The 19,636-nt window shown below is 69.2% G+C and carries 19 protein-coding genes and 2 pseudogenes; 16 read left to right on the top strand and 5 right to left on the bottom strand.

Features of this window, described 5'->3' with window-relative positions; genetic code table 11:
- The gene (locus ACJ512_RS19490; protein ID WP_407687346.1) at positions 1-453 is read right to left on the bottom strand and encodes a VOC family protein; all 453 of its coding nucleotides are present in this window, start codon (positions 451-453) and stop codon (positions 1-3) included.
- Positions 454-611: 158 nt separating this feature from the next.
- Between ACJ512_RS19490 and ACJ512_RS19495 the strand changes: the two genes are divergently transcribed.
- From ACJ512_RS19495 to ACJ512_RS19510, 4 genes are all read left to right on the top strand, one after another.
- On the top strand, positions 612-1,052 hold the full coding sequence (locus tag ACJ512_RS19495; RefSeq protein ID WP_407687345.1) for a class I SAM-dependent methyltransferase: 441 nt from the start codon (positions 612-614) through the stop codon (positions 1,050-1,052).
- Positions 1,053-1,161: 109 nt separating this feature from the next.
- Positions 1,162-2,415, top strand: a complete 1,254-nt coding sequence (locus tag ACJ512_RS19500) for a cytochrome P450 (RefSeq protein WP_407687344.1) — start codon at positions 1,162-1,164, stop codon at positions 2,413-2,415.
- Positions 2,416-3,039, top strand: a complete 624-nt coding sequence (locus ACJ512_RS19505; RefSeq protein WP_407687343.1) for a biliverdin-producing heme oxygenase — start codon at positions 2,416-2,418, stop codon at positions 3,037-3,039.
- Entirely contained in the window at positions 3,036-5,066 is a 2,031-nt protein-coding gene (locus tag ACJ512_RS19510; protein WP_407687342.1) for a sensor domain-containing diguanylate cyclase, read from the top strand. The genes ACJ512_RS19505 and ACJ512_RS19510 overlap by 4 nt, the downstream gene beginning before the upstream one ends.
- 22 nt (positions 5,067-5,088) lie before the next feature.
- Here ACJ512_RS19510 and ACJ512_RS19515 read toward each other — a convergent pair whose 3' ends face one another.
- Positions 5,089-5,685 (bottom strand): TetR/AcrR family transcriptional regulator, encoded by a 597-nt coding sequence (locus ACJ512_RS19515; protein WP_407687341.1) that lies wholly within the window; start codon positions 5,683-5,685, stop codon positions 5,089-5,091.
- Between the two features lie 65 nt (positions 5,686-5,750).
- Between ACJ512_RS19515 and ACJ512_RS19520 the strand changes: the two are divergent.
- The 4 genes and pseudogenes from ACJ512_RS19520 to ACJ512_RS19535 form a co-directional block, all read left to right on the top strand.
- Positions 5,751-6,147: pseudogene (locus ACJ512_RS19520) on the top strand (DUF1707 SHOCT-like domain-containing protein); the annotation flags it as partial.
- Positions 6,101-6,436 carry a hypothetical protein gene (locus ACJ512_RS19525; protein WP_461480142.1) on the top strand — a complete coding sequence of 112 codons (336 nt, stop codon included), beginning with the start codon at positions 6,101-6,103 and terminating at the stop codon, positions 6,434-6,436. The pseudogene ACJ512_RS19520 and the gene ACJ512_RS19525, both read left to right, overlap by 47 nt.
- A 9-nt stretch (positions 6,437-6,445) precedes the next feature.
- A complete protein-coding gene (locus ACJ512_RS19530; RefSeq protein WP_407687340.1) occupies positions 6,446-7,819 on the top strand; it encodes an FAD-binding oxidoreductase in 1,374 nt (457 codons plus the stop codon).
- Between the two features lie 214 nt (positions 7,820-8,033).
- Positions 8,034-8,498 carry an alpha/beta fold hydrolase gene (locus ACJ512_RS19535; RefSeq protein ID WP_407687339.1) on the top strand — a complete coding sequence of 155 codons (465 nt, stop codon included), beginning with the start codon at positions 8,034-8,036 and terminating at the stop codon, positions 8,496-8,498.
- On the opposite strand, the gene trxA is transcribed toward ACJ512_RS19535, so the two are convergent.
- Both trxA and trxB read right to left on the bottom strand, forming a co-directional pair.
- Positions 8,495-8,824 (bottom strand): thioredoxin, encoded by a 330-nt coding sequence (gene trxA, locus ACJ512_RS19540; RefSeq protein WP_461479810.1) that lies wholly within the window; start codon positions 8,822-8,824, stop codon positions 8,495-8,497. The two genes, ACJ512_RS19535 and trxA, sit on opposite strands and share 4 nt — an antisense overlap.
- Complete coding sequence (trxB, locus tag ACJ512_RS19545) at positions 8,817-9,821, bottom strand: thioredoxin-disulfide reductase (protein WP_461479811.1); 1,005 nt, start codon at positions 9,819-9,821, stop codon at positions 8,817-8,819. The genes trxA and trxB overlap by 8 nt, the downstream gene beginning before the upstream one ends.
- 491 nt (positions 9,822-10,312) lie before the next feature.
- Here trxB and ACJ512_RS19550 point away from each other — a divergent pair, with 491 nt between their 5' ends.
- Genes ACJ512_RS19550 through ACJ512_RS19560 form a run of 3 tightly spaced genes read left to right on the top strand, consistent with a single transcriptional unit; the run spans position 10,313 to position 13,481 of the window.
- A complete protein-coding gene (locus ACJ512_RS19550) occupies positions 10,313-11,980 on the top strand; it encodes a nitrite/sulfite reductase (protein ID WP_407689314.1) in 1,668 nt (555 codons plus the stop codon).
- Positions 11,981-12,024: 44 nt separating this feature from the next.
- A complete protein-coding gene (locus ACJ512_RS19555) occupies positions 12,025-12,768 on the top strand; it encodes a phosphoadenylyl-sulfate reductase (RefSeq protein WP_407689315.1) in 744 nt (247 codons plus the stop codon).
- Entirely contained in the window at positions 12,765-13,481 is a 717-nt protein-coding gene (locus ACJ512_RS19560) for a sirohydrochlorin chelatase (RefSeq protein WP_407689316.1), read from the top strand. The genes ACJ512_RS19555 and ACJ512_RS19560 overlap by 4 nt, the downstream gene beginning before the upstream one ends.
- A 10-nt stretch (positions 13,482-13,491) precedes the next feature.
- On the opposite strand, the gene ACJ512_RS19565 is transcribed toward ACJ512_RS19560, so the two are convergent.
- Entirely contained in the window at positions 13,492-14,436 is a 945-nt protein-coding gene (locus tag ACJ512_RS19565; RefSeq protein ID WP_407689319.1) for a LysR family transcriptional regulator, read from the bottom strand.
- Between the two features lie 80 nt (positions 14,437-14,516).
- On the opposite strand from ACJ512_RS19565, the gene ACJ512_RS19570 reads away from it, so the two are divergent.
- The 5 genes and pseudogenes from ACJ512_RS19570 (at position 14,517) to ACJ512_RS19590 (ending at position 19,627) form a co-directional block, all read left to right on the top strand.
- On the top strand, positions 14,517-15,929 hold the full coding sequence (locus ACJ512_RS19570; protein WP_407689317.1) for an FAD-dependent oxidoreductase: 1,413 nt from the start codon (positions 14,517-14,519) through the stop codon (positions 15,927-15,929).
- A 32-nt stretch (positions 15,930-15,961) separates the two neighbouring features.
- On the top strand, positions 15,962-16,288 hold the full coding sequence (gene fdxA, locus ACJ512_RS19575) for a ferredoxin (RefSeq protein ID WP_369738144.1): 327 nt from the start codon (positions 15,962-15,964) through the stop codon (positions 16,286-16,288).
- Positions 16,289-16,415: 127 nt separating this feature from the next.
- Positions 16,416-17,470: pseudogene (locus ACJ512_RS19580) on the top strand (inorganic phosphate transporter).
- A 194-nt stretch (positions 17,471-17,664) separates the two neighbouring features.
- Positions 17,665-18,480, top strand: a complete 816-nt coding sequence (locus ACJ512_RS19585; RefSeq protein ID WP_461479812.1) for a PPE family protein, SVP subgroup — start codon at positions 17,665-17,667, stop codon at positions 18,478-18,480.
- Positions 18,481-18,517: 37 nt separating this feature from the next.
- Positions 18,518-19,627: a PPE family protein gene (locus tag ACJ512_RS19590; protein ID WP_461479813.1), complete on the top strand. Its 1,110-nt coding sequence runs from the start codon at positions 18,518-18,520 to the stop codon at positions 19,625-19,627.
- Positions 19,628-19,636: the final 9 nt, after the last annotated feature.

Raw genomic sequence — 19,636 nt, forward strand, 5'->3', positions numbered from 1 at the left:
CTACGGCCGCGGCGGCAACACCGCAAACCACCCCTCGGGCAGCAGCTCCAGCAGCTGCCCGTCGGGATCGCGGATCATCGCCGACCCCTCGGTCACCGATTCGGCGACCACCGATCCCCCGAACTCCACGACCCGGGCCAGCACACCGGGCAGGTCGGACACCGAGAACGAGATGTGCGTCAGTCCCACCTGGTCCATGACACGCTCGGGCCCGGCATGAACGTCGCGCTTGGAGAAGTCGATCAGTTCGAGCACGAACCCGTCGCGCACCAGATACGTCGCATGCGTTCCCAGCGGCTCGGGCAGCCCCACGAGCTTGGCGGTGAGATCGTCGGGCGGGTCGATCTCCCACCAGAACCGGAACCCGAGTAGCCCCTCGTAGAAAAGCCGCGACCGCTCCCGATCCGCGACGCACAACCCGACATGGTTGAAAACCGTTCGGTGGCTTTCCATTACAATCCTCCCGGCAGCGTCTTGCGGCCCCGGCGCCCACTGCCCGCGAATCCGTGCCTGGCCGACCACCTAGCCTGATAGCTTAGCGACCGGATCCCGGTGCCACGGCCGCGCCGCCGATCCGGCGACACCCACGCTGGGCGCGAAAGGGAGCCGCGATGAGCCGGCACAATTCGTCGGATGGCCCCGCGCGTATGGTTGCGATCGCGCGGCACAACCTGCGCCGGGCGGGCGTGACGGCCCAGTTGCGTCAGGCAAACGTCGAGGCGCTGCCCTGCCCCGACGCCCAGTTCGACACCGTCGTCAACACCGTGTCCTTCAGCGGCTATCCCGACGCTCAACGGGTCATGACCCAAATGCATCGCGTGCTAAGGCATCAGGGGCGGCTGGTGTTGATCGACGTGGGCTGTCCCGACGACGGCAACCGGCTGGGCCGCACCGTGGCCGGCTTGTGGAAGCGCGTGGGCGACGTGATTCGCGACATGCCGGCGCTCTTCGACAGCTTCGGGTTCGACGTCCACCACGAGCAAATCGGTGGTTTCGGCAGCGTCCAACTCTACGTTGCGACCAAACAGCGGCCGGCCGGTCTCGAAACCTGACAGCGAACGCTATCTCCGCACCGTTCGAAGGCGTAATAATGCACAGACAAACCCACTACGCGCGCAATCCCCAACTCGGCCAGATCTCCTTGCCGTGAAAGGCTTTCCGATGGTCACACGCCCCGGCGTCACCGACGACGCGATTGTCGGATTCGACCATCACTCCGACGCATTCAACCTCGACGAACTGGCCGTCAACGCCGACCTCCGACGCCGATGCCCCATCGCCTGGAACACAAACTACGGCGGCTTCTGGTACCTCAGCAGCTACGACGCCGTCAGCCGCGCCGCCCGCGACGGCGAGACCTTCGCCCACAAATACGAGCCCGACGCCGACGACGGCGTCGACTACCAGGGCGAGATGGGTGTCCCGCGCCCCGAAGGCCAACCGGCGCTGGGCATCGGCGAGATCGACGGCCCGTATCACCAGGCGCTGCGACACGCGCTGGCCCCGTTCCTCTCCCCCGGCGCCGTGCACGAACTCGAGCCGTTCATGCAGCGGAAAGCACACGAGTTCCTCGACCGACGCATCGACGAGGGCCGAATGGACATCGTGCTGGACTACGCCAGCCCGGTCCCGGCCATCCTCACCATGAAACTCATGGGCCTGCCCTACGACAACTGGCACCAATACGCCGACCTGTTCCACTCCGTCATGGCCCTCCCGCAGGACAGCCCCGGTTACGCCGGCGCGATCGCGCAAGTGCCCGCCCTGATGCAGGGCGTCCTCGACTTCGCGGCCACCCGACGCGGCGATCCGCGCGACGACCTGACCAGCTTCCTCCTCGCGTTCGAGTTCGACGGCCGGCGCCTCACCGACGAACAACTGCTCAACATCCTGTGGAACCTCATCGCCGGCGGCGTGGACACCACCACCTCCCACACCGCGCTCACCCTGCTGCACCTGGGCACCCACCCCCAGCTGCGCCGGCACCTCATCGACCACCCAGAGTTGCTCCGCAGCGCCACCGACGAGTTCCTGCGCTACTTCTCGGTCAACCAGACCCTGAGCCGCACCGTGACCCGCGACGTCGAAATCGACGGTCAACACCTGCGGAAAAACGACCGCGTCGTCCTCAGCTGGCTTTCGGCCAACCACGACGAGAAGGAGTTCGACCGGCCCGACGAGATCGTCCTGGACCGCGCACCCAACCGCCACGTCGCGTTCGGGCTCGGGCCGCACCGCTGCATCGGCTCGCACCTGGCGCGCCTGATGTCGCAGGTGATGGTCGCCGCGGTGCTCGACCGCATCCCCGACTACCGCGTCGAACTCGACGGCGTCCGCCAGTACCTGGGCAACCCCAGCATGACCGGGCTGGCCACGCTGCCGGTCACCTTCACCCCCGGAGTGAGGCGCGGATAGATGCCACACCCCGCAAACCGAGGACCCGGCCTTGCCCGGCTTCTCCGTGACCGCACGGCGCAGGCGCACCATGCCGTCGAGGCGAGCATGCGTCTCGACTTCAGCCGCCCCGATGCGTCCGAATACCTTGCCGTGCTCAACGGCTTGCTGATCTTCCACACGGCGGTGGCGGAGTTCAGCCGGGAGACGGTCGCCAAAGAGCTCGGCGCGGACACGGCCTTGCTGAACAGGACAGAGGCGCTGCGAGCAGACGTCGCGTCGATGTCGGCGCGGCTACCCGCCGCCGAACAGGTTCCCGCTCCCCACGGGCCGGTCTTCACAAATCGGCTCGACGGAGGCCGCGAGGAGAGGATCGGCGCGGCGTACGTCGCGGCCGGATCGGTGCTCGGCGGCCGCGTGATCGCCGCCGACCTCGCCGCGTGCGGGTGCGACTTCCCGCGGGCCTTCTTCTCCTCCGACGGGCTCGACCTCGGACGGCACTGGCGGCGGTTCAAGACGGCGTTGGATGTCTTCGGCGAGTCCGGGGCGGACTCCGCGCGGGTGGTTGCGGGTGCGCTGGCCGCTTTCACGCTGATCCGCGACATCCTGAACCGGACGGATGCCTCTTCGGGGCCGGTGCGATGACCTCCCACGAGCATCCGGGCGCGCAGATTCCCGACGAGTGCGCGAACGAGCAGCTGCACCTGTCCGGCCGAATTCAAACCCACGGGGCGCTGATTGCGGCCGACCTGCACGATCGCCGCATCACCTACACCAGCGCGAACACCGCCGAGTTCCTCGGGGCGGAGCCGGACCAGCTTTTCGATTCGCCGGTGATGAGCATCTTCTCCCCCGACGAACAGCAGCGGCTCGAGCAGGCGATCGAGGAGACCGGCCACCGGCCGTCGTCGCCCGACCTGTACGGAATGCGCCTGGCCGCAGCATCCGACAGCAAGGTCGATGTGATCCTGCATCGCACCGGCGGGCAGATCGTCGTCGAGATCGAGAGGGCGCACGGGGAGGATCAAGCCAATCTCGTCCCGGTTCTCTATGCCTCGCAGGCGCTCGGCGAGGCGACCAGCGTGCCCAAGATCGAGGCGGCCGTCGCGAGCGCAGTGCGCGCGCTGACCGGATTCGACCGCGCGATGGTCTACCGCTTCCATGAAGACGAGCACGGAGAGATCGTCGCCGAGGATCGTCTTCCGGGACTGGTCCGATACCTCGGGCATCACTTTCCGGCGAGCGACATTCCACCCCAGGCCCGCCAGATCTACACCCGCAAGGCGTCGCGCTACATACCCGACGTCGACGAGGGCGACGTCGCCGTCATCGCCTCGCCGCGCATGGCCGGCACGGCCCTGGACCTGGGCCGCGCCGCGCTGCGCAGCGTTTCCCCCTTTCACCTCGACTACATGCGCAATATGAAAACCGCCGCGAGCATTTCGTTCTCCATGGCCGAGGGCGGCCGGCTCACCAGGCTCGTCTCGTGCACCTCCGAGAACCCCCGGCGACTCTCGCGTTCGATGCGCAGGGCGTGCGAATTGGTGGTCCTGCAGGCGAAGCTGCAACTCGCCGCGGCCGAACAGATCTCCAAACTCAACGACGCGGCCGGCCGCGAATCCATCCGGAACCGGCTCCGCGCAGCGATGCAGAACGCGCCCACGATCGCCGAGGGACTCACGTCGCAGCCCGGTGACCTGCTGGAGCTCTGCCGCGCCGACGGCGCCGCCGCCAGCGCGGACGGGCAATACCGGCCTATTGGCGCGGTGCCACCCGAGGACGCCGTGCGACGCCTTGCAGGCGAAATCCGCACCACCGCGTCCTCGAATTCCCCCTGGGCCACCGACCGCTTGCCACGATCGACAGCCGACTCGCTCGGTGCGCCCGGCTGCCTGTTCGTCGCGCTCACCGCGCCGGATGACTTCGTGATCTGGTTCCGGCGAGACCGGCCGCAGCAGCTCCGCTGGCTGGGGGACCCACGCGCCGACTTCACCGGATCGGTCAACCCCCGCAGGTCTTTCGATACCTGGCTGGAACAAGTCAGCGGCTCGAGCGCGCCCTGGACGGCGGCCGACCTCGAGGCGGCGCAGCTGCTGACATACGAGGTCGAATCGGCCCAGTTGGCCCGGGCGCAGGCCGAACTCGCTCACCTCGGCCTGCACGACTCGCTGACGGGCCTGCCCAATCGCCGCCATCTGAGCAGTTTGATGGACGCGAGGCTGGCAGCAGCAACGCAAAGGAACCCGGTGGCGGCCATCTTCATCGACCTCAACCGCTTCAAGCAGGTCAACGACGAGCACGGGCACGAAGCGGGCGACTGCGTGTTGCGCGAGGCGGCCCGCCGCATCGCCGAGGTGGCCCGCACCCGCGGCGAAGTCGTGAACGGGGCCGACGCGGACGACCCCCTGGCGGGCCGGCTCGACGGTGACGAATTCGTCGTGCTGGCGCCGGGGGCGGACGCCGAGGGCGCCGCACTGACAGCCGAGCGGATTCGCCGGTCGCTGCTCGAGCCGATGACGATCGGCCCGGATTTGCGGCTGAACATAGGCGTGGCGGTTGGGGTGGCGGTGGCGACAGCGCCCGAAGACCCCACCCGTCTGCTGGACCGGGCCGACGCCGCGATGTACGAAGACAAGCGGCGACAGCGCCGGCTTGCCGACGAACCCGGTTGATAAGCCGTGAGCGCGCGGCACGTCAAAACAGCTGGGCCACAACGTTCTTGACGATCTCCTCCGGATCTTGCCCGATGCCCACCGCACGCAGCTCGCCGCCGATGGTCAGCGACGCGATCCCGTGCACCAGCGACCACAGCGGCGCGGCGAGTTCGCGCGGATCGCCCCCGCCGACGAGGCCCGCCTCCTGACACGTCGTGATCGCGGCGAGGAGGTCGTCGAACGCCCGCTCGGCGGCCGTCGCCAGGCTCGGATGCTCGGCCTTGAGCGACTCCGCTCCGAACATCACCTGATAGTGGTCGGGATGGCCGACGGCCCAGCGCACATACACCCGGCCGAGCTCGATCACGCGCTCCCGCGGTTCCGCCACGCCCTCGGCGGCCGCCGCCAGCTCGGCGTGCAGCTCATCGAAGCCCTGCTCGGCGACCGCGGCCAGCAGCTCCGCCTTGTCGGCGAAGTGCCGATACGGCGCCGCGGCGCTCACCCCCGCGCGCCGGGCCGCCTCGGTGAGCGTGAAACCCTTCGGCCCCTTCTCGGCCACCAGCGCCAGCGCCGCGTCGGTCAGCGCGCGCTTGAGGTCGCCGTGGTGGTAGCTGTCCCGCCGCGCGGTCCGTGTCATGTTGACGACATTAACATCGTGGTTTATGTTAATGCTATTCACATCGTCAGCGGAGGGAGCCCGCGATGACCACGCCACTCGAACTGCTGGCCGGCGACCGCGACCGCGAAAAGACCGCCGACCTCCTGGGCCAAGCCCTCGCCCAGGGCTACCTGCAGCTGCCCGACTACGAAGCGCGCCTGGACGCGGTGTTCCATCCGGCGCCACGATCCCCGCCGCCGGGCCGCCCGCGCCGCCGCGGCGCGCCGCGGGGTGCGCTCGCACACCGGCGCCTACCTGGCCATGGCCGTCGTCGTACTCACGGTCTGGGCCGCGGTCGCCGCCACCACCACCGCGACGTACTTCTGGCCGGTCTGGCCGCTCCTGGGCGGCGCGATCGGCCTCGCCGGTCACGGCCCGCGGCCGCGGCGGCATCCTGAACGTCGCCTCCACCATCGCCTTTCAGCCCGGCCCGTACCAGGCCACCTACGGCGCGTCCAAGGCGTTCGTCCTCTCGCTCAGCCAGGCGTTGTGGGCCGAGACCCGCCGACGCGCTCGGCTCGGACGTCTCGCACACCGCGATCTATCGGCGCCTGGCCGCGCCCGAACCCGTCGTGGCCGCGGGCCTGCGCGCCCTCGACCGTGGCCACGCCGCGGTCGTGCCCGGGTGGCGCTATCGGGTGATGGCCGCCGGCGGACGGCTCCTGCCCGGCCGGCTCTCGGCGCTCGTGAGCGGGCGGATGCTGCGTCCCGCCGAGGGGGTGGGTTCTAAAGTGCGTTCATGAGCAACATGACGGCGGGTTTCGCGGAGATCGTCGGAACCCACAACCTGCTGACCGGGGACGCGATCCCCGACGACTACGCCCACGACGAGGAACTGACCGCACCGCCGCAGAAGCCGGCCTACCTGGCCAAGCCGTCGAGCGCCGAGGAGGTCGCACGGCTCCTCGAAACCGCCACGGCCAGCAAGGTTCCCGTGACGGCGCGCGGGTCGGGCACCGGCCTGTCGGGCGCGGCGATCCCCCGCGCCGACGGGCTGCTGATCTCCTTCGAGCGGATGAACAAGGTCCTCGAGGTCGACACCGTCAATCAGGTCGCCGTCGTGCAACCGGGGGTGACGCTGACCGAGTTGGACGCCGCGACCGCCGATTGCGGGCTGCGCTACATGGTCCACCCGGGCGAGCTGTCCTCCAGCGTCGGCGGCAACGTCGGCACCAACGCCGGGGGGATGAACGCGGTCAAGTACGGGATCGCCCGCCACAACGTGGTCGGCTTGCAGGCCGTGTTGCCGACCGGCGAGATCATCCGCACCGGCGGCAGGATCGCCAAGGTGTCCACCGGCTACGACCTGACGCAGCTGATCGTCGGCTCCGAGGGCACCCTGGCGCTGGCCACCGAGGTGATCGTCAAGCTGCACCCGCGGCTCGCGCACAGCGCCACCGTGCTGGCCCCGTTCGCCGACTTCGACCAGGTGATGGCGGCGGTGCCGGCGATCCTGGCCAGTGGGCTCGGCCCCTACATCCTCGAATACGTCGACAACATGACGATGGCCGCGCTCGTCCACACCCAGCACCTGGAGCTGGGTGTTCCCGACGCGATCCGCGACAGCTGCCAGGCCTATCTCGTTGTGGCGCTGGAAAACCGGACGGCCGACCGGCTCGACGAGGACGTCGAGCGGGCCGGCGAGCTGCTGGCCGAGCTCGGCGCCGCCGACGCCTACGTGCTCGAAGGGGCCTCGGCGCGCAAGCTCATCGAGGCCCGCGAGAAGGCGTTCTGGACGGCCAAGGCGATGGGCGCCGACGACATCATCGACACCGTGGTGCCGCGCGGCGCGATGCCGAAATTCCTTGCCGGCGCGCGGGACCTGGCGGGGGCCGCGGGCGGCGGTGCGGTCGGCTGCGGGCACGCCGGCGACGGCAATGTGCACCTGGCGATCTTCTGCAAGGACCCGGCCGCGCGCAAGCAGCTCATGACCGACATCTTCGCGCTCGCAATGGAACTGGGCGGTGCCATCTCCGGCGAGCACGGCCTCGGGCGGGCCAAGACCCCGTACTTCCTCGAACTCGAAGACCCGGTCAAGGTGGACCTGCTGCGCCGCATCAAACAGAGCTTCGACCCGGCGGGCATCCTCAACCCCGACGTGCTGTTCGGCTGACCCCACGCGTCACAAGTCTGGGGGACGTGCCGATGCGCCCGCCTCATAGCGACAAATCCGGCCGCTGCACGGTTGTCGCTACGAGGCGGGCACAAAGCCGGTCGGCCAAGCCAGGGGCACGTGTGGCCAATGTGACTGAGCGGCGCCCACCGCGCTACTTGCCGCAGCGCGGAAGGCGGACCGCCGCAACGACTCTCTGGCGCCACGCACCCGATTGACCCGCCGGCGACAACGTACAACACGTCTGGGTTGCACAACCCAGTGTTGCGAGGCCGTCGCCGACGTCTTCTATCGCAATCCCCCGGACCCGCGGGCACCCGAACTCGCACCCGACGACCAGGGTTGGATCTGGCTTCCCACCAACGCCCTTGCCGAAGCCTTCGCCCAGCACGCGGGCGACCGGGAACACGCGGTGCTCGCCGCGGCCCGGCGGCCCATCGCCGTGGCGTACATCCAGAAGCCGGTGCCCGAACCCGGATGGAAAGAGCTACCCACCTGGCATCCGATCGCCGAGGAAGACCGGATGATCAACCCGGCCACCCAAAAGTTCATGGCCGCACGCATGAATGCCCACACGCGGACACACCGGGTCGATCACGCGCCGCTGATCTCCCGGCCGGAGGTCGTCACCGAAATCCTCGCCGAGGCGATTCGGGCGGTGTCGGTCCCCATGAGCTAATCGACGAACTCCGAAATCTCGCGCAGCAGAGCCGCTTTGCCCTTGGCCCCGGTGATCCGCTTCACCGGTTCGCCGTCCTTGAACAGGATCATGGTGGGGATCGACACCACCTGGAACTGGGAGGCGGTCTGCGGGTTGGCGTCGACGTCGAGCTTGGCGACGGTCAGCTGCTCGCCCTGCTCGGAGGCGATCTGCTCGAGCACCGGGGCCACCATCTTGCACGGACCGCACCAGGTCGCCCAAAAGTCAACCAGCACAGGCTTGTCGCTGGAAAGCACCTCCGTGGCGAACGACGCGTCGGTCACGTCCACCGTGCTGTCAGTCATTGCGGGCCCCCGTCAACGTGTTGTCCGGAATCTCGGTCGCATCGCCGTGTGCGGCTTCGCTGGTGCTCACGTGCTCGGCGAGCCAGCGTTCGGCGTCGATGGCCGCCGCGCAGCCGCTGCCGGCCGCGGTGATGGCCTGCCGGTAGGTGCGGTCCACCAGATCCCCACAGGCGAACACCCCCTCGATCGAAGTCGCCGTGGAACGCCCCTGCACCAGCACATACCCCTCCGGGTCGACCTCAAGCACGTCGCGCACCAACTCCGAGCGCGGATCATGCCCGATCGCCACGAACATCCCCGTCACCGGCAACGTCGACTCGACCCCGCTGACCACATCACGCACCCGCAAACCCGTCATCGTGTCCACGCCCTCGACCGCCTCCACGGTGTGGTTGGTCAAAAACCGGATCTTGTCGTTGGCCCGCGCCCGATCCAACATGATCCGCGACGCCCGAAACTCCTCCCGCCGATGCACCAACGTCACACTGCGGGCGAACTTGGTCAAAAACGTCGCCTCCTCCATCGCCGAGTCACCACCCCCGACCACCGCGATGTCCTGCTCCTTGAAAAAGAACCCGTCGCAGGTCGCACACGCACTCACACCCCGGCCCAGCAACTCCTGCTCCCCGGGCACCCCCAGATACCGCGCCGCAGCCCCCATCGCCAAGATCACCGCCCGCGCCCGATGCGTCACCCCCTCAGCAGTCACCGTCTTGACCGGACCCTGCAACGACACCGCCTCGACGTCCTCCATGCGCAGATCGGCCCCGAACCGCAACGCCTGCTCGCGCATCTCATCCATCAACGCCGGGCCCATGATCCCCTCACGAAACCCCGGAAAATTCTCCACCTCGGTGGTCGTCATCAACGCCCCACCAAACGACGTCCCCTCGAACACCAGCGGCGCCAACTCCGCCCGCGCGGTGTAAAGCGCCGCGGTATAACCCGCGGGACCCGAACCAATGACGATCACGTCGTGAACTGTGTCGGCGCTCATACGAACCTTTCAGCCAGGGCCCACGTCCCCTTTGAAAAACGCGAGCCTACTGGGAATCGATTACCGTGCCATTTTCCAAGAGTAATGCCCTGGGCGGCGATCGCCCCCCGGCGACGTCCGCGACGCCGAGACCAGATGACGGTCGCGGTCGCCGAAAGCGATTGCCCGGCAAACCCTTCCGCGATCCCCGATCAACGTCACGCGCAACCGTCGCATCGTCAACGTGAAGCCGCACACACAACGTCGGTTTGTGGGCTCACAACAAGGACACCTCTACTAAACTGCTGCTGACCGGCGCACCATGAATGTCGTGACCCGTAGGTCCAATGTTGTGCCTGCGGGCAACTCTTGCCGACAAACATAATTGTTGAAGTCGAGCTAGCCTGCTTTTAGGCGCGTGCTGCGGGGGTGTGCAGCCCAAAACGATCACCTGCGAGGCGCGCAGTTTAGGCCGGTAATCCATCGCCGGCGATGTTCGAGAAGGAGACGTTATGACCACAGCCCGTCCCGCCAAGACTCGAGATGAAGGCCAGTGGGCGCTGGGAAGCCGCGACCCCCTCAACGACGCCGAGCAGGTCAAGCACGACGACGGTCCGCTGAACGCGCGCGACCGAGTCATCAACAAGTACGCGAAAGAGGGCTTCGACAGCATAGACAAGTCCGACCTGCGGTTCCGCTTCAAGTGGCTGGGCCTCTACACCCAGCGTGAGCAGGGCTACGACGGCGGTTGGACCGGCGATGAGAACATCGACAAGCTCGAGTCCAAGTACTTCATGATGCGCGTGCGCTCCGACGGTAAGCCGATGTCGGCGAACACGCTGCGCGTGATGGGCCAGATCTCCACCGAGTTCGCCCGCGACACCGCCGACATCGGCGACCGGGAGAACCTGCAGTACCACTGGCTCACGATCGAGGACATCCCCGAGATCTGGCGCCGGCTGGAGTCCGTCGGTCTGTCCAGCACCGAGGCCTGCGGCGACTGTCCCCGCGGCATCCACGGCAGCCCGCTGGCCGGCGACTCGCTCGACGAGGTGCTCGACCCGTCGCCCGCCATCGACGAGATCATCCGCCGCTTCCTGGGCAACCCCGACTACGCCAACCTGCCGCGCAAGTACAAGACCGCGATCTCGGGCCTGCAGGACGTCTCCCACGAGACCCACGACGTCGCGTTCATCGGCGTCAACCACCCCGAGCACGGCCCCGGCATGGACCTGTGGATCGGCGGCGGCCTGTCGACCAACCCGATGATGGCCCAGCGGGTCGGCGTGTGGGTTCCCCTCGACGAGGTGCCCGACGTCTGGGAGGCCGTCACCCAGATTTTCCGTGATTACGGCTACCGCCGGCTGCGCGCCAAGGCCCGGATCAAGTTCCTGGTGAAGGACTGGGGCGTGGAGAAGTTCCGCGAGGTCATGGAGACCGAGTACCTCAAGCGCAAGATGATCGACGGCCCGGCCCCCGAGCCGGCCAAGCACCCGATCGACCACGTCGGCGTGCAGAAGATCAAGAACGGCAAGAACGCCATCGGGGTGGCCGCCGTCGCCGGGCGTGTCTCGGGCACCATCCTGCAGAAGGTGGCCGACCTCATGGAGGAGGTGGGCTCCGACCGGGCCCGGTTCAGCCCCTACCAGAAGCTGATCATCCTCGACGTGCCCGACGGCAAGGTCGACTACATGGTCACCGAGCTGGACAAGATCGGCCTGCCGTCGAACCCGTCGAACTGGCGCAAGAGCACGATGGGCTGCACCGGCATCGAGTTCTGCAAGCTGTCGTTCGCCGAGACGCGCGTGCGGGCGCAGTCGCTGGTGCCCGAGCTCGAAGAGCGGCTGTCCGACGTCAACGACAAGCTCGACGTGCCGATCACCGTCCACCTCAACGGCTGCCCGAACTCCTGCGCCCGCATCCAGGTCGCCGACATGGGGTTCAAGGGCCAGTGGATCGACAACGGCGACGGCACGTCGGTGGAGGGCTTCCAGGTCCACCTCGGCGGCGGCCTGGGCGACGAGAGCAACTTCGGCCGCAAGCTGCGCCAGCACAAGGTCACCAGCGCCGAGCTCGGCGACTACATCGACCGGGTGACCCGCAAGTTCCTCGAGCAGCGCGAGGACGGCGAGCGGTTCGCCAACTGGGCACTGCGCGCCGAGGAAGCCGACCTTCGATAACCAGCCCACAAGTGCCGATCGTTACGACCTAAGGACACATCGAAATGACCGAAGTGGTGAACAACTTCACCGAGGAGCAGTTACGTGAGCTGGCGCAGCGCGGCGCGGCCGAGCTCGACGGCGCCAGCGCCGAGGACATGTTGCGCTGGACCGACGAGCACTTCGGTCCCGTGGAAGGTCCGCGGGACTGGTCCACCAGCCGCTACATCGTCGCCTCCAACATGCAGGACGCCGTGCTGGTGCACCTGGCCGCCCAGGTGCGCCCCGGCGTGCCGATCCTGTTCCTGGACACGGGCTATCACTTCGCCGAGACGCTCGGCACCCGCGACGCGGTCGAATCCGTCTACGACGTGCACATCCTCAACGTCACGCCGGAGCACACCGTGGCCGAGCAGGACGAGCTGCTGGGCAAGGACCTGTTCTCCCGCGACCCCAACGAGTGCTGCCGGCTGCGCAAGGTCGTCCCGCTGCGCAAGGCGCTGAGCGGCTACTCCGCCTGGGTCACCGGGATCCGCCGGGTGGAGGCCCCGACCCGCGCCAACGCCCCGTTCGTCAGCTTCGACGAGGCGTTCGGCCTGCTGAAGGTCAACCCGCTGGCCGCCTGGACCGACGAGGACATGCAGAACTACATCGACAAGCACGGCGTGCTGGTCAACCCGCTCGTCGACGAGGGCTACCCGTCGATCGGCTGCGCCCCCTGCACCGCCAAGCCGGTCGAGGGCGCCGATCCGCGCAGCGGACGCTGGCAGGGCCAGGGCAAGATCGAATGCGGGCTGCATAGCTCGTGAGCACGCTGATCCTCACCGCGCACGGCAGCCGCGATCCACGGTCGGCGGCCAATGCGCACGCCGTGGCCGAGCAGCTGAGGAGCTTGCGGCCGGGCCTGGACGTGCGGCTGGGGTTCCTGGAGCTCAACGCCCCGCACTTCGCCGACGTGCTGGCCGGCCTGCCCGACGGCCGTGACGCGGTGATCAGTCCGTTCCTGCTGGCCAGCGCGTACCACGCGCGGCTGGACATCCCCAAGCAGGTCGCGGAGGCCGGCGCGCTGGGCGTGCGCCAGGCCGACGTGCTCGGCGAGGACGCCCGGCTGGTGTCGGTCCTGCACGAACGACTCGCCGAGGTGGGGGTGTCACCGCACGACGACGATCTCGGCGTCGTGGTGGTCGCGATCGGCTCGTCGCACGCGGCGGTCAACGCGCGCACCGCGCAGGTGCCCGCCATGCTGGCCGCCGGCACCCGCTGGGCCGGGGCCACGATCGCCTTCGCGACCCGGCCCGACCCGTCGGTGCCCCAGGCCGTTCACCGGTTGCAGCGCCGCGGCGCCCGCCGGGTCGTCATGGCGCCGTGGTTCCTGGCGCCGGGCCTGATCACCGACCGCGTGTCGACCTACGCGCGCGAGAACGGCATCCCGATGGCCGCGCCGCTAGGCGCGCATCCGCTGGTCGCCGAGACGCTGCTGGACCGCTACGAGCAGGCGCTGGCCGAGGAAACGGCGGCCTGACGCCCGCGCGTCACTTTTTCGGCCCGACCGAGGTGATGTGGCTGAGTAGGTCGCGTATCGCTCCCGCCGGCGGGGTGCGCCCGCCCACCCAGATGGCCCGGAATTGGCGCCGCAGGTCCAGCTCGGGAATGTGGACGGCGCGCAGCCGCCCGACCGCCAGGTCGTCGGCCACCGCCAGCTTGCTCATCGCCGCCGGGCCCGCCCCGGCCAGCACCGCCGCGCGCATCGCCGCGGCCGAGGTCAACTCCAAGACGGGCGGCGCCTGCCGCATGTCGTCGCCCAGCACGTGACACAGCGCCGCGGTCAACGAATCCCGAATGCCCGAATGGGGTTCGCGGGCGACCAACGGCGTCTCCGCGAGTTCCCGGGCGGTGACGGCCCCCGACCGCCGGGCCCACTTGTGGGTGGGCGGCACCACGATCACCAGCTCGTCGTGGCCCACCACGACGGTGCCCAGCCCCTTGGGCGGGCCCGGGTTCTCGACGAAGCCCAGGTCGGCGGTGCCGTCGCGCACCGAGGCGATCGCGTGCTCGCTGTTGGTGGCAGTCAGGATCACCTGCGGCAACGCGCTGCCGCGCCGGGCGGCCGCGGCCTGCAGCGACACCAGCCAGTGCGGCATCAGCTGCTCGGAGATCGTCTGGCTGGCCGCCACCCGGATCTTCTCGCGGCCCTCCTTGCGCAGTGAGCTCATCCCCGCGTCGATCTCGCCGGCGACCTCGAGCAGGCGCGTCGCCCACTCGGCGACGATCACACCGGCCGGCGTCAGCTGTGAGCCCCGGGTGGTCCGGACCGCCAGCGTCACCCCCACCTGGGCCTCCATCGAGGCCAGCCGCCGCGACACGGCCTGCTGGGTCAGCCCGAGTTCGCGGGCGGCGCGCCCGAGGCTGCCCGTTTCGGCGATCGCCAAAAACACCTCGAACGAGGCCAAATCGGGCATGCGGGGGCTGAGGGGCATGGTCGACACAACCATAGCTTGTGACACCACAACATCGAAACCTCTACTCGCGGCCTGTCGCGGCGGCGACCATGGGAACCATGACCCGTCCAACCAATGAGGCACAGACACAGACACTGGACCGGGGACGTCCCTACCACGTCGCGATCGTGGGTTCCGGTCCGTCAGGGTTCTTCGCGGCAGCGTCGCTGCTGAAGGCCGCCGACAGCTCCGATGACTTCGATGTGGCCATCGACATGCTGGAAATGCTGCCCACCCCCTGGGGTCTGGTGCGGTCCGGTGTCGCTCCCGACCACCCGAAGATCAAGTCCGTCAGCGCGCAGTTCGAGAAGACCGCCGCGGACCCCCGATTCCGCTTCTTCGGCAACGTGCGGGTCGGCGAGCAGGTGCAGGCCGCCGAGCTCGCCGAGCGCTACGACGCGGTGATCTACTCCGTCGGCGCCCAGTCGGACCGCGCGCTGGGCATCCCCGGCGAAGACCTGCCCGGCAGCGTGGCCGCAACGGACTTCGTCGGCTGGTACAACGCGCACCCGCACTTCGAGGAGATGGCGCCCGACCTGTCGGGGGCCCGCGCCGTCGTGGTGGGCAACGGCAACGTGGCCGTCGACGTCGCCCGCATGCTGGTGACCAAGCCCGACGTGCTGGCCCTCACCGACATCGCCGACCACGCGCTGGACACCCTGCGCCCCTGCGGCGTCAAGGAAGTGATGCTCGTGGGCCGCCGCGGCCCCCTCGAGGCGGCGTTCACGACCGTGGAGCTGCGCGAGCTCGGCGAGCTCGAGGGCGTCGACGTGGTCGTCGACCCCGCCGACCTGGAGAACATCAGCGACGAGGACGCCGCCGCGGCCGGCAAGATCACCAAGAACAACATCAAGATCCTGCGCGAGTACGCCGGCCGCACGGTCGATCCGGACAAGCGGCGAATCGTGTTGCGGTTCTTCACCTCTCCGATCGAGATCAAGGGAACCGACAAGGTCGAGAGCATCGTGCTGGGCCGCAACGAGCTCGTCACCGATGCCAACGGCCGGATGGTGGCCAAGGACACCGGCGCACGCGAGGAGCTGCCCGCGCAGCTGGTGGTGCGCTCGGTCGGCTACCGCGGGGTGGCCATCCCGGGCGTGGCATTCGACGACAGGTCCGGGACGATCCCACACGCCAACGGCCGGATCGACGGCAGCCGCAACGAATACGTGGCCGGCTGGATCAAGCGGGGCCCGTCCGGGGTGATCGGCACCAACAAGAAGTGCTCGCAGGAGACCGTCGACACTTTGCTCGCCGACCTGCAAGCGGCGCGGGAGTCGGGTCAGGCCGAGCGCGGCGCCGACTACGCCGGCGAACTCGCCGAGTGGCTGGCCTCGCGTCAGCCGCAGCTGGTCACCGCCGACCAATGGCAGCTGATCGACCGCTTCGAGCGCGAGGCCGGTGAGGCCCACGGGCGCCCCCGCGCCAAGCTGGCCAACCTGACCGAGCTACTGCGGATAGCCCACGGCTGACAGCCGTTCCGCTGATTAGGAAGGAACCACTTGTGACATACGTGATCGCCGAACCCTGTGTCGACATCAAAGACAAGGCATGCATCGAGGAATGCCCCGTCGACTGCATCTACGAGGGCGCACGGATGCTCTACATCCACCCCGACGAGTGCGTCGACTGCGGCGCCTGCGAGCCGGTGTGCCCGGTCGAGTCGATCTACTACGAGGATGATCTGCCCGCCGAGTACAGCGAGTACACCCAGATCAACGCCGACTTCTTCGCCGAGCTCGGTTCGCCGGGCGGGGCGTCGAAGGTCGGGCTGACCGAGAACGACCCCGCCCCGGTCAAAGCCCTGGAAAGCCGGGCCGAGGCAACATAACAAGCCTCCTTTAGAAAGTTGGCTGCGCCGACCTCTGACAGCGTCGTCAGAGGTCGGCGTTTTGTGCGTTCAGCTCCCGCCGCATCCGGGGCGGTAGTCAACTTGTGTTCACTTGCCGCTGGTCGCGGTGCCGTGGCCTGCTGCCCCTCGGGTCGGCGAAAGACGAAGGGGCAGGCACTCAGTGACCAACGGGGTTCAGGAACGGACGGCGGCACCGACACCAGCACCCGGCGGCTTTCTCGGCCAGGACCGGCCCTGGCAGCTGTCGTTCGGTGTGCTGCTGGCGGGATCGTGCACGCTGTTCTCGATGTGGGCGTTCGACTACGTGGGCGCGGGCGGCAACAAAGGTCATCAACACAGGTCATCCTGGTGCTGGCCACCGTCGTCGGGATGTTCATGGCCTTCCACGTCGGGGGCAACGACGTCGCCAACTCCTTCGGCACCAGCGTGGGCGCCGGCACGCTGACCATGAAACAGGCGCTGCTGGTCGCGGCCGTCTTCGAGGTCAGCGGTGCGGTGATCGCCCGCGGCGACGTCACCGAGACCATTCGCAGCGGCATCGTGGACCTGTCCAAGGTGGCCGTCTTCCGGGCCCTGTAGAACTGGGTTCCGGTGGTCGCCAGGGGCGGGGCCATGATCATCTCCGCGATGCTGTTGTTCAAGGGCTTCAAGCACATGAACCTGGGCCTGAGCACCATGAACAACTACTTCATCGTGGGCATGATCGGCGCCGCGGTGTGGATGGTCACCTTCATCTTCGCCAAGACGCTTCGGGGCGAATCACTGCAGGCGGTCAACCTTTTTGATGTTCAGCTGGACGCAGGTGTTCACCGCCTCGGGGTTTGCGTTCAGCCACGGCAGCAATGACATCGCCAACGCCATCGGTCCATTCGCGGTGATGCTGGATGTGCTGCGCACCAACGCCATCGAGGGCAGCGCGGCGGTGCCCGCCGCGGCCATGCTCGCCTTCGGCGCGGCCCTGATCGCCGGGCTGTGGTTCATCGGGCGCCGCCTTCCGGTGTCGAGCACTCACATCCTCATCGGCGCCGTCCTCGGCGTCGGCATGGTGAACCGGTCCACCAACTGGGCCTGATGCCGATCGCCCTGGCGTGGGTCATCACCCTGCCCTCGGCGGCGATCCTGGGCTCGGTCGGCCTCATCGCGCTGCGCGCCGTCTTCTGACGCCGGGCCGCCGCAGCGAAGACTACGCGACGGCCTTGCGCCGAACGGCGCTCACGGCGACATTTTGGCCGCTTTTTCGCGCTGAGTTCACGTTCGGCGGGGGCGGCAGTGTGTCGATTCGCTGTTTCCGCACTGCAGGGTGACAAAAATGGACTCGGCGGTCGCCGGCCGTCCAAAGCGATGAGGAGACATCGATGTCCTTCCTGACCACCCAGCCCGAAGCGCTGACCTACGCGGCGGGCAAACTGCAGACCCTCGGCTCCGCGCTGACCGACGAGAACACCGCCGTGGCGGTTCCGACCACGAACCTCGCACCCGCGGGCGCCGACGAGGTATCCGGCTTGCAGGCAGCGCTTTTCGCGGCCTACGGCAGCCTCTACCAGTTCGTCAGCGCCCAGTCCACGGCGATTCACGAGTTGTTCGTGAACACCCTGGGAACCAGCGCCGCCTCGTACGCGGCGACCGAGGCCGCCAACTCCATCGCGGCCGCGTCACCGCTGTCGGCGTTCTCCGGCGCCGCCAACGGGACCGGCGCGCAGGTCATCCCCGACGTGTTCTCGGGGGGGCTGGCCAACGTCGTCAACATCGGGGCGGGCAACTACTCCGCCGCCGCGTCGGACCTGCTGAACATGGCGGCCGGCGGACTGCTTCACCCACAGGAGGGTGGCCTGGGCACCGTCGCCGGCGAGGCGGCGGGAACGGTGCCGGCCCTGACCGGAACTGTCCCGCCGGGCCCGGGCGGGTCGCCGATCGCAACCGGTCTCGGCCGGGCGACCACCATCGGGCGGCTGTCGGTGCCACCCGGCTGGGCCGCGGGACCGGCCGGCCCGCCGGTCGGGCCCGGCGCAGCGACGACGGCCGGGTGGACCGCCCCGCCGCCCCACGGCGCGGCGGTGACGGCCGTGCCCGCCGGGATGCCGGCGGTCGCCGCGGCCGGGAAGGCCGGCGGCCTGGGAGCCCCGCGCTACGGGGTCAAACCCACCGTGATGGGACGCCCGGCGGGCGTTTGAAGCACCGGCGGACCGAATCGAAAAGGATTGCAGCACAATGGATTTCGGAGCATTACCCCCGGAAGTCAACTCCGCGCGCATGTACGCCGGCGCGGGCGCCGCGCCGATGATGGCCGCCGCGTCGGCGTGGAACACCCTGGCCGCGGAGTTGAGCACGACCGCGGCCGGCTACGAGTCGGTGATGGCGGAGCTGACCGGAGACCAATGGGCGGGCCCGGCGTCGGCGGCGGCGAGCGCCTCGGTCCAGCCGTACGTGGCGTGGCTCAACGCCACGGCCGCGCACGCCCAGCACGCGGCCGCCCAGGCCACAGCGTCGGCGGCCGCCTTCGAGACGGCCTTCGCGATGACCGTCCCGCCGCCGCAGATCGCGGCCAACCGGGCCCAGCTGGCGGCGCTCGTCGCGACGAACCTGCTGGGGATCAACACGGCGGCGATCATGGCGACGGAGGCCCAGTACGCCGAGATGTGGGCCCAGGACGCCGCCGCCATGTACGGCTACGCCGCCTCGTCGGCGCGGGCGGCGTTGCTCAACCCGCTGACGTCCCCGTCGGCGATCGCCAACCCGGCCGCCCAGACCGAGCTGGCACAGGTGGTCTCGGCCGCGCCCCACGCGGTGGCCGCGCTCGCCACACCCGCGCAGGCCGGCCCGATCGACAGCTTCCTGAGCATCCCGTTCGTCGCCAACGCCATCAACGGCGCCATCGACACGTCGGCGTGGTTCACGATGAACACCATTCCCACCGCGGTCTCGCTGGGTCACACCCTCAACGCCTCGTCGGGAGCCGCCGCGGCGGCCGGCGCCGAGGCGGCGGCCGGCGGCCTGGGCGGGCCGGCTCTGGTGGGCGCCGCACAACCGGCCGCGGCGGGCGGCCTGGGCGGCGTCGCCGGCGCGCCGATGCTGGCGGGGCTCGGGCAGGCGTCCACGGTGGGCCCGCTGTCGGTGCCGGCCGGTTGGGCCGCGGCCGCCCCGCCCGCCGCGCCCGCGGCGGCGGTGGACGGCTCGGGCTGGGCCGTCGCACCCGACGGCGAGGCCACGGCGGTGCCGGCCGGCATGCCGGCGATGGCGACCGCAGGGAAGGCGCCCGGGTTCGGCGGCCCGCGCTACGGGGTCAAGCCCACCGTGATGCCCAAGACCGTGCTGGTGTGAGACCGCGGG

The sequence above is a fragment of the Mycobacterium cajalii genome, assembly GCF_045809005.2.
GTDB lineage: Bacteria > Actinomycetota > Actinomycetes > Mycobacteriales > Mycobacteriaceae > Mycobacterium.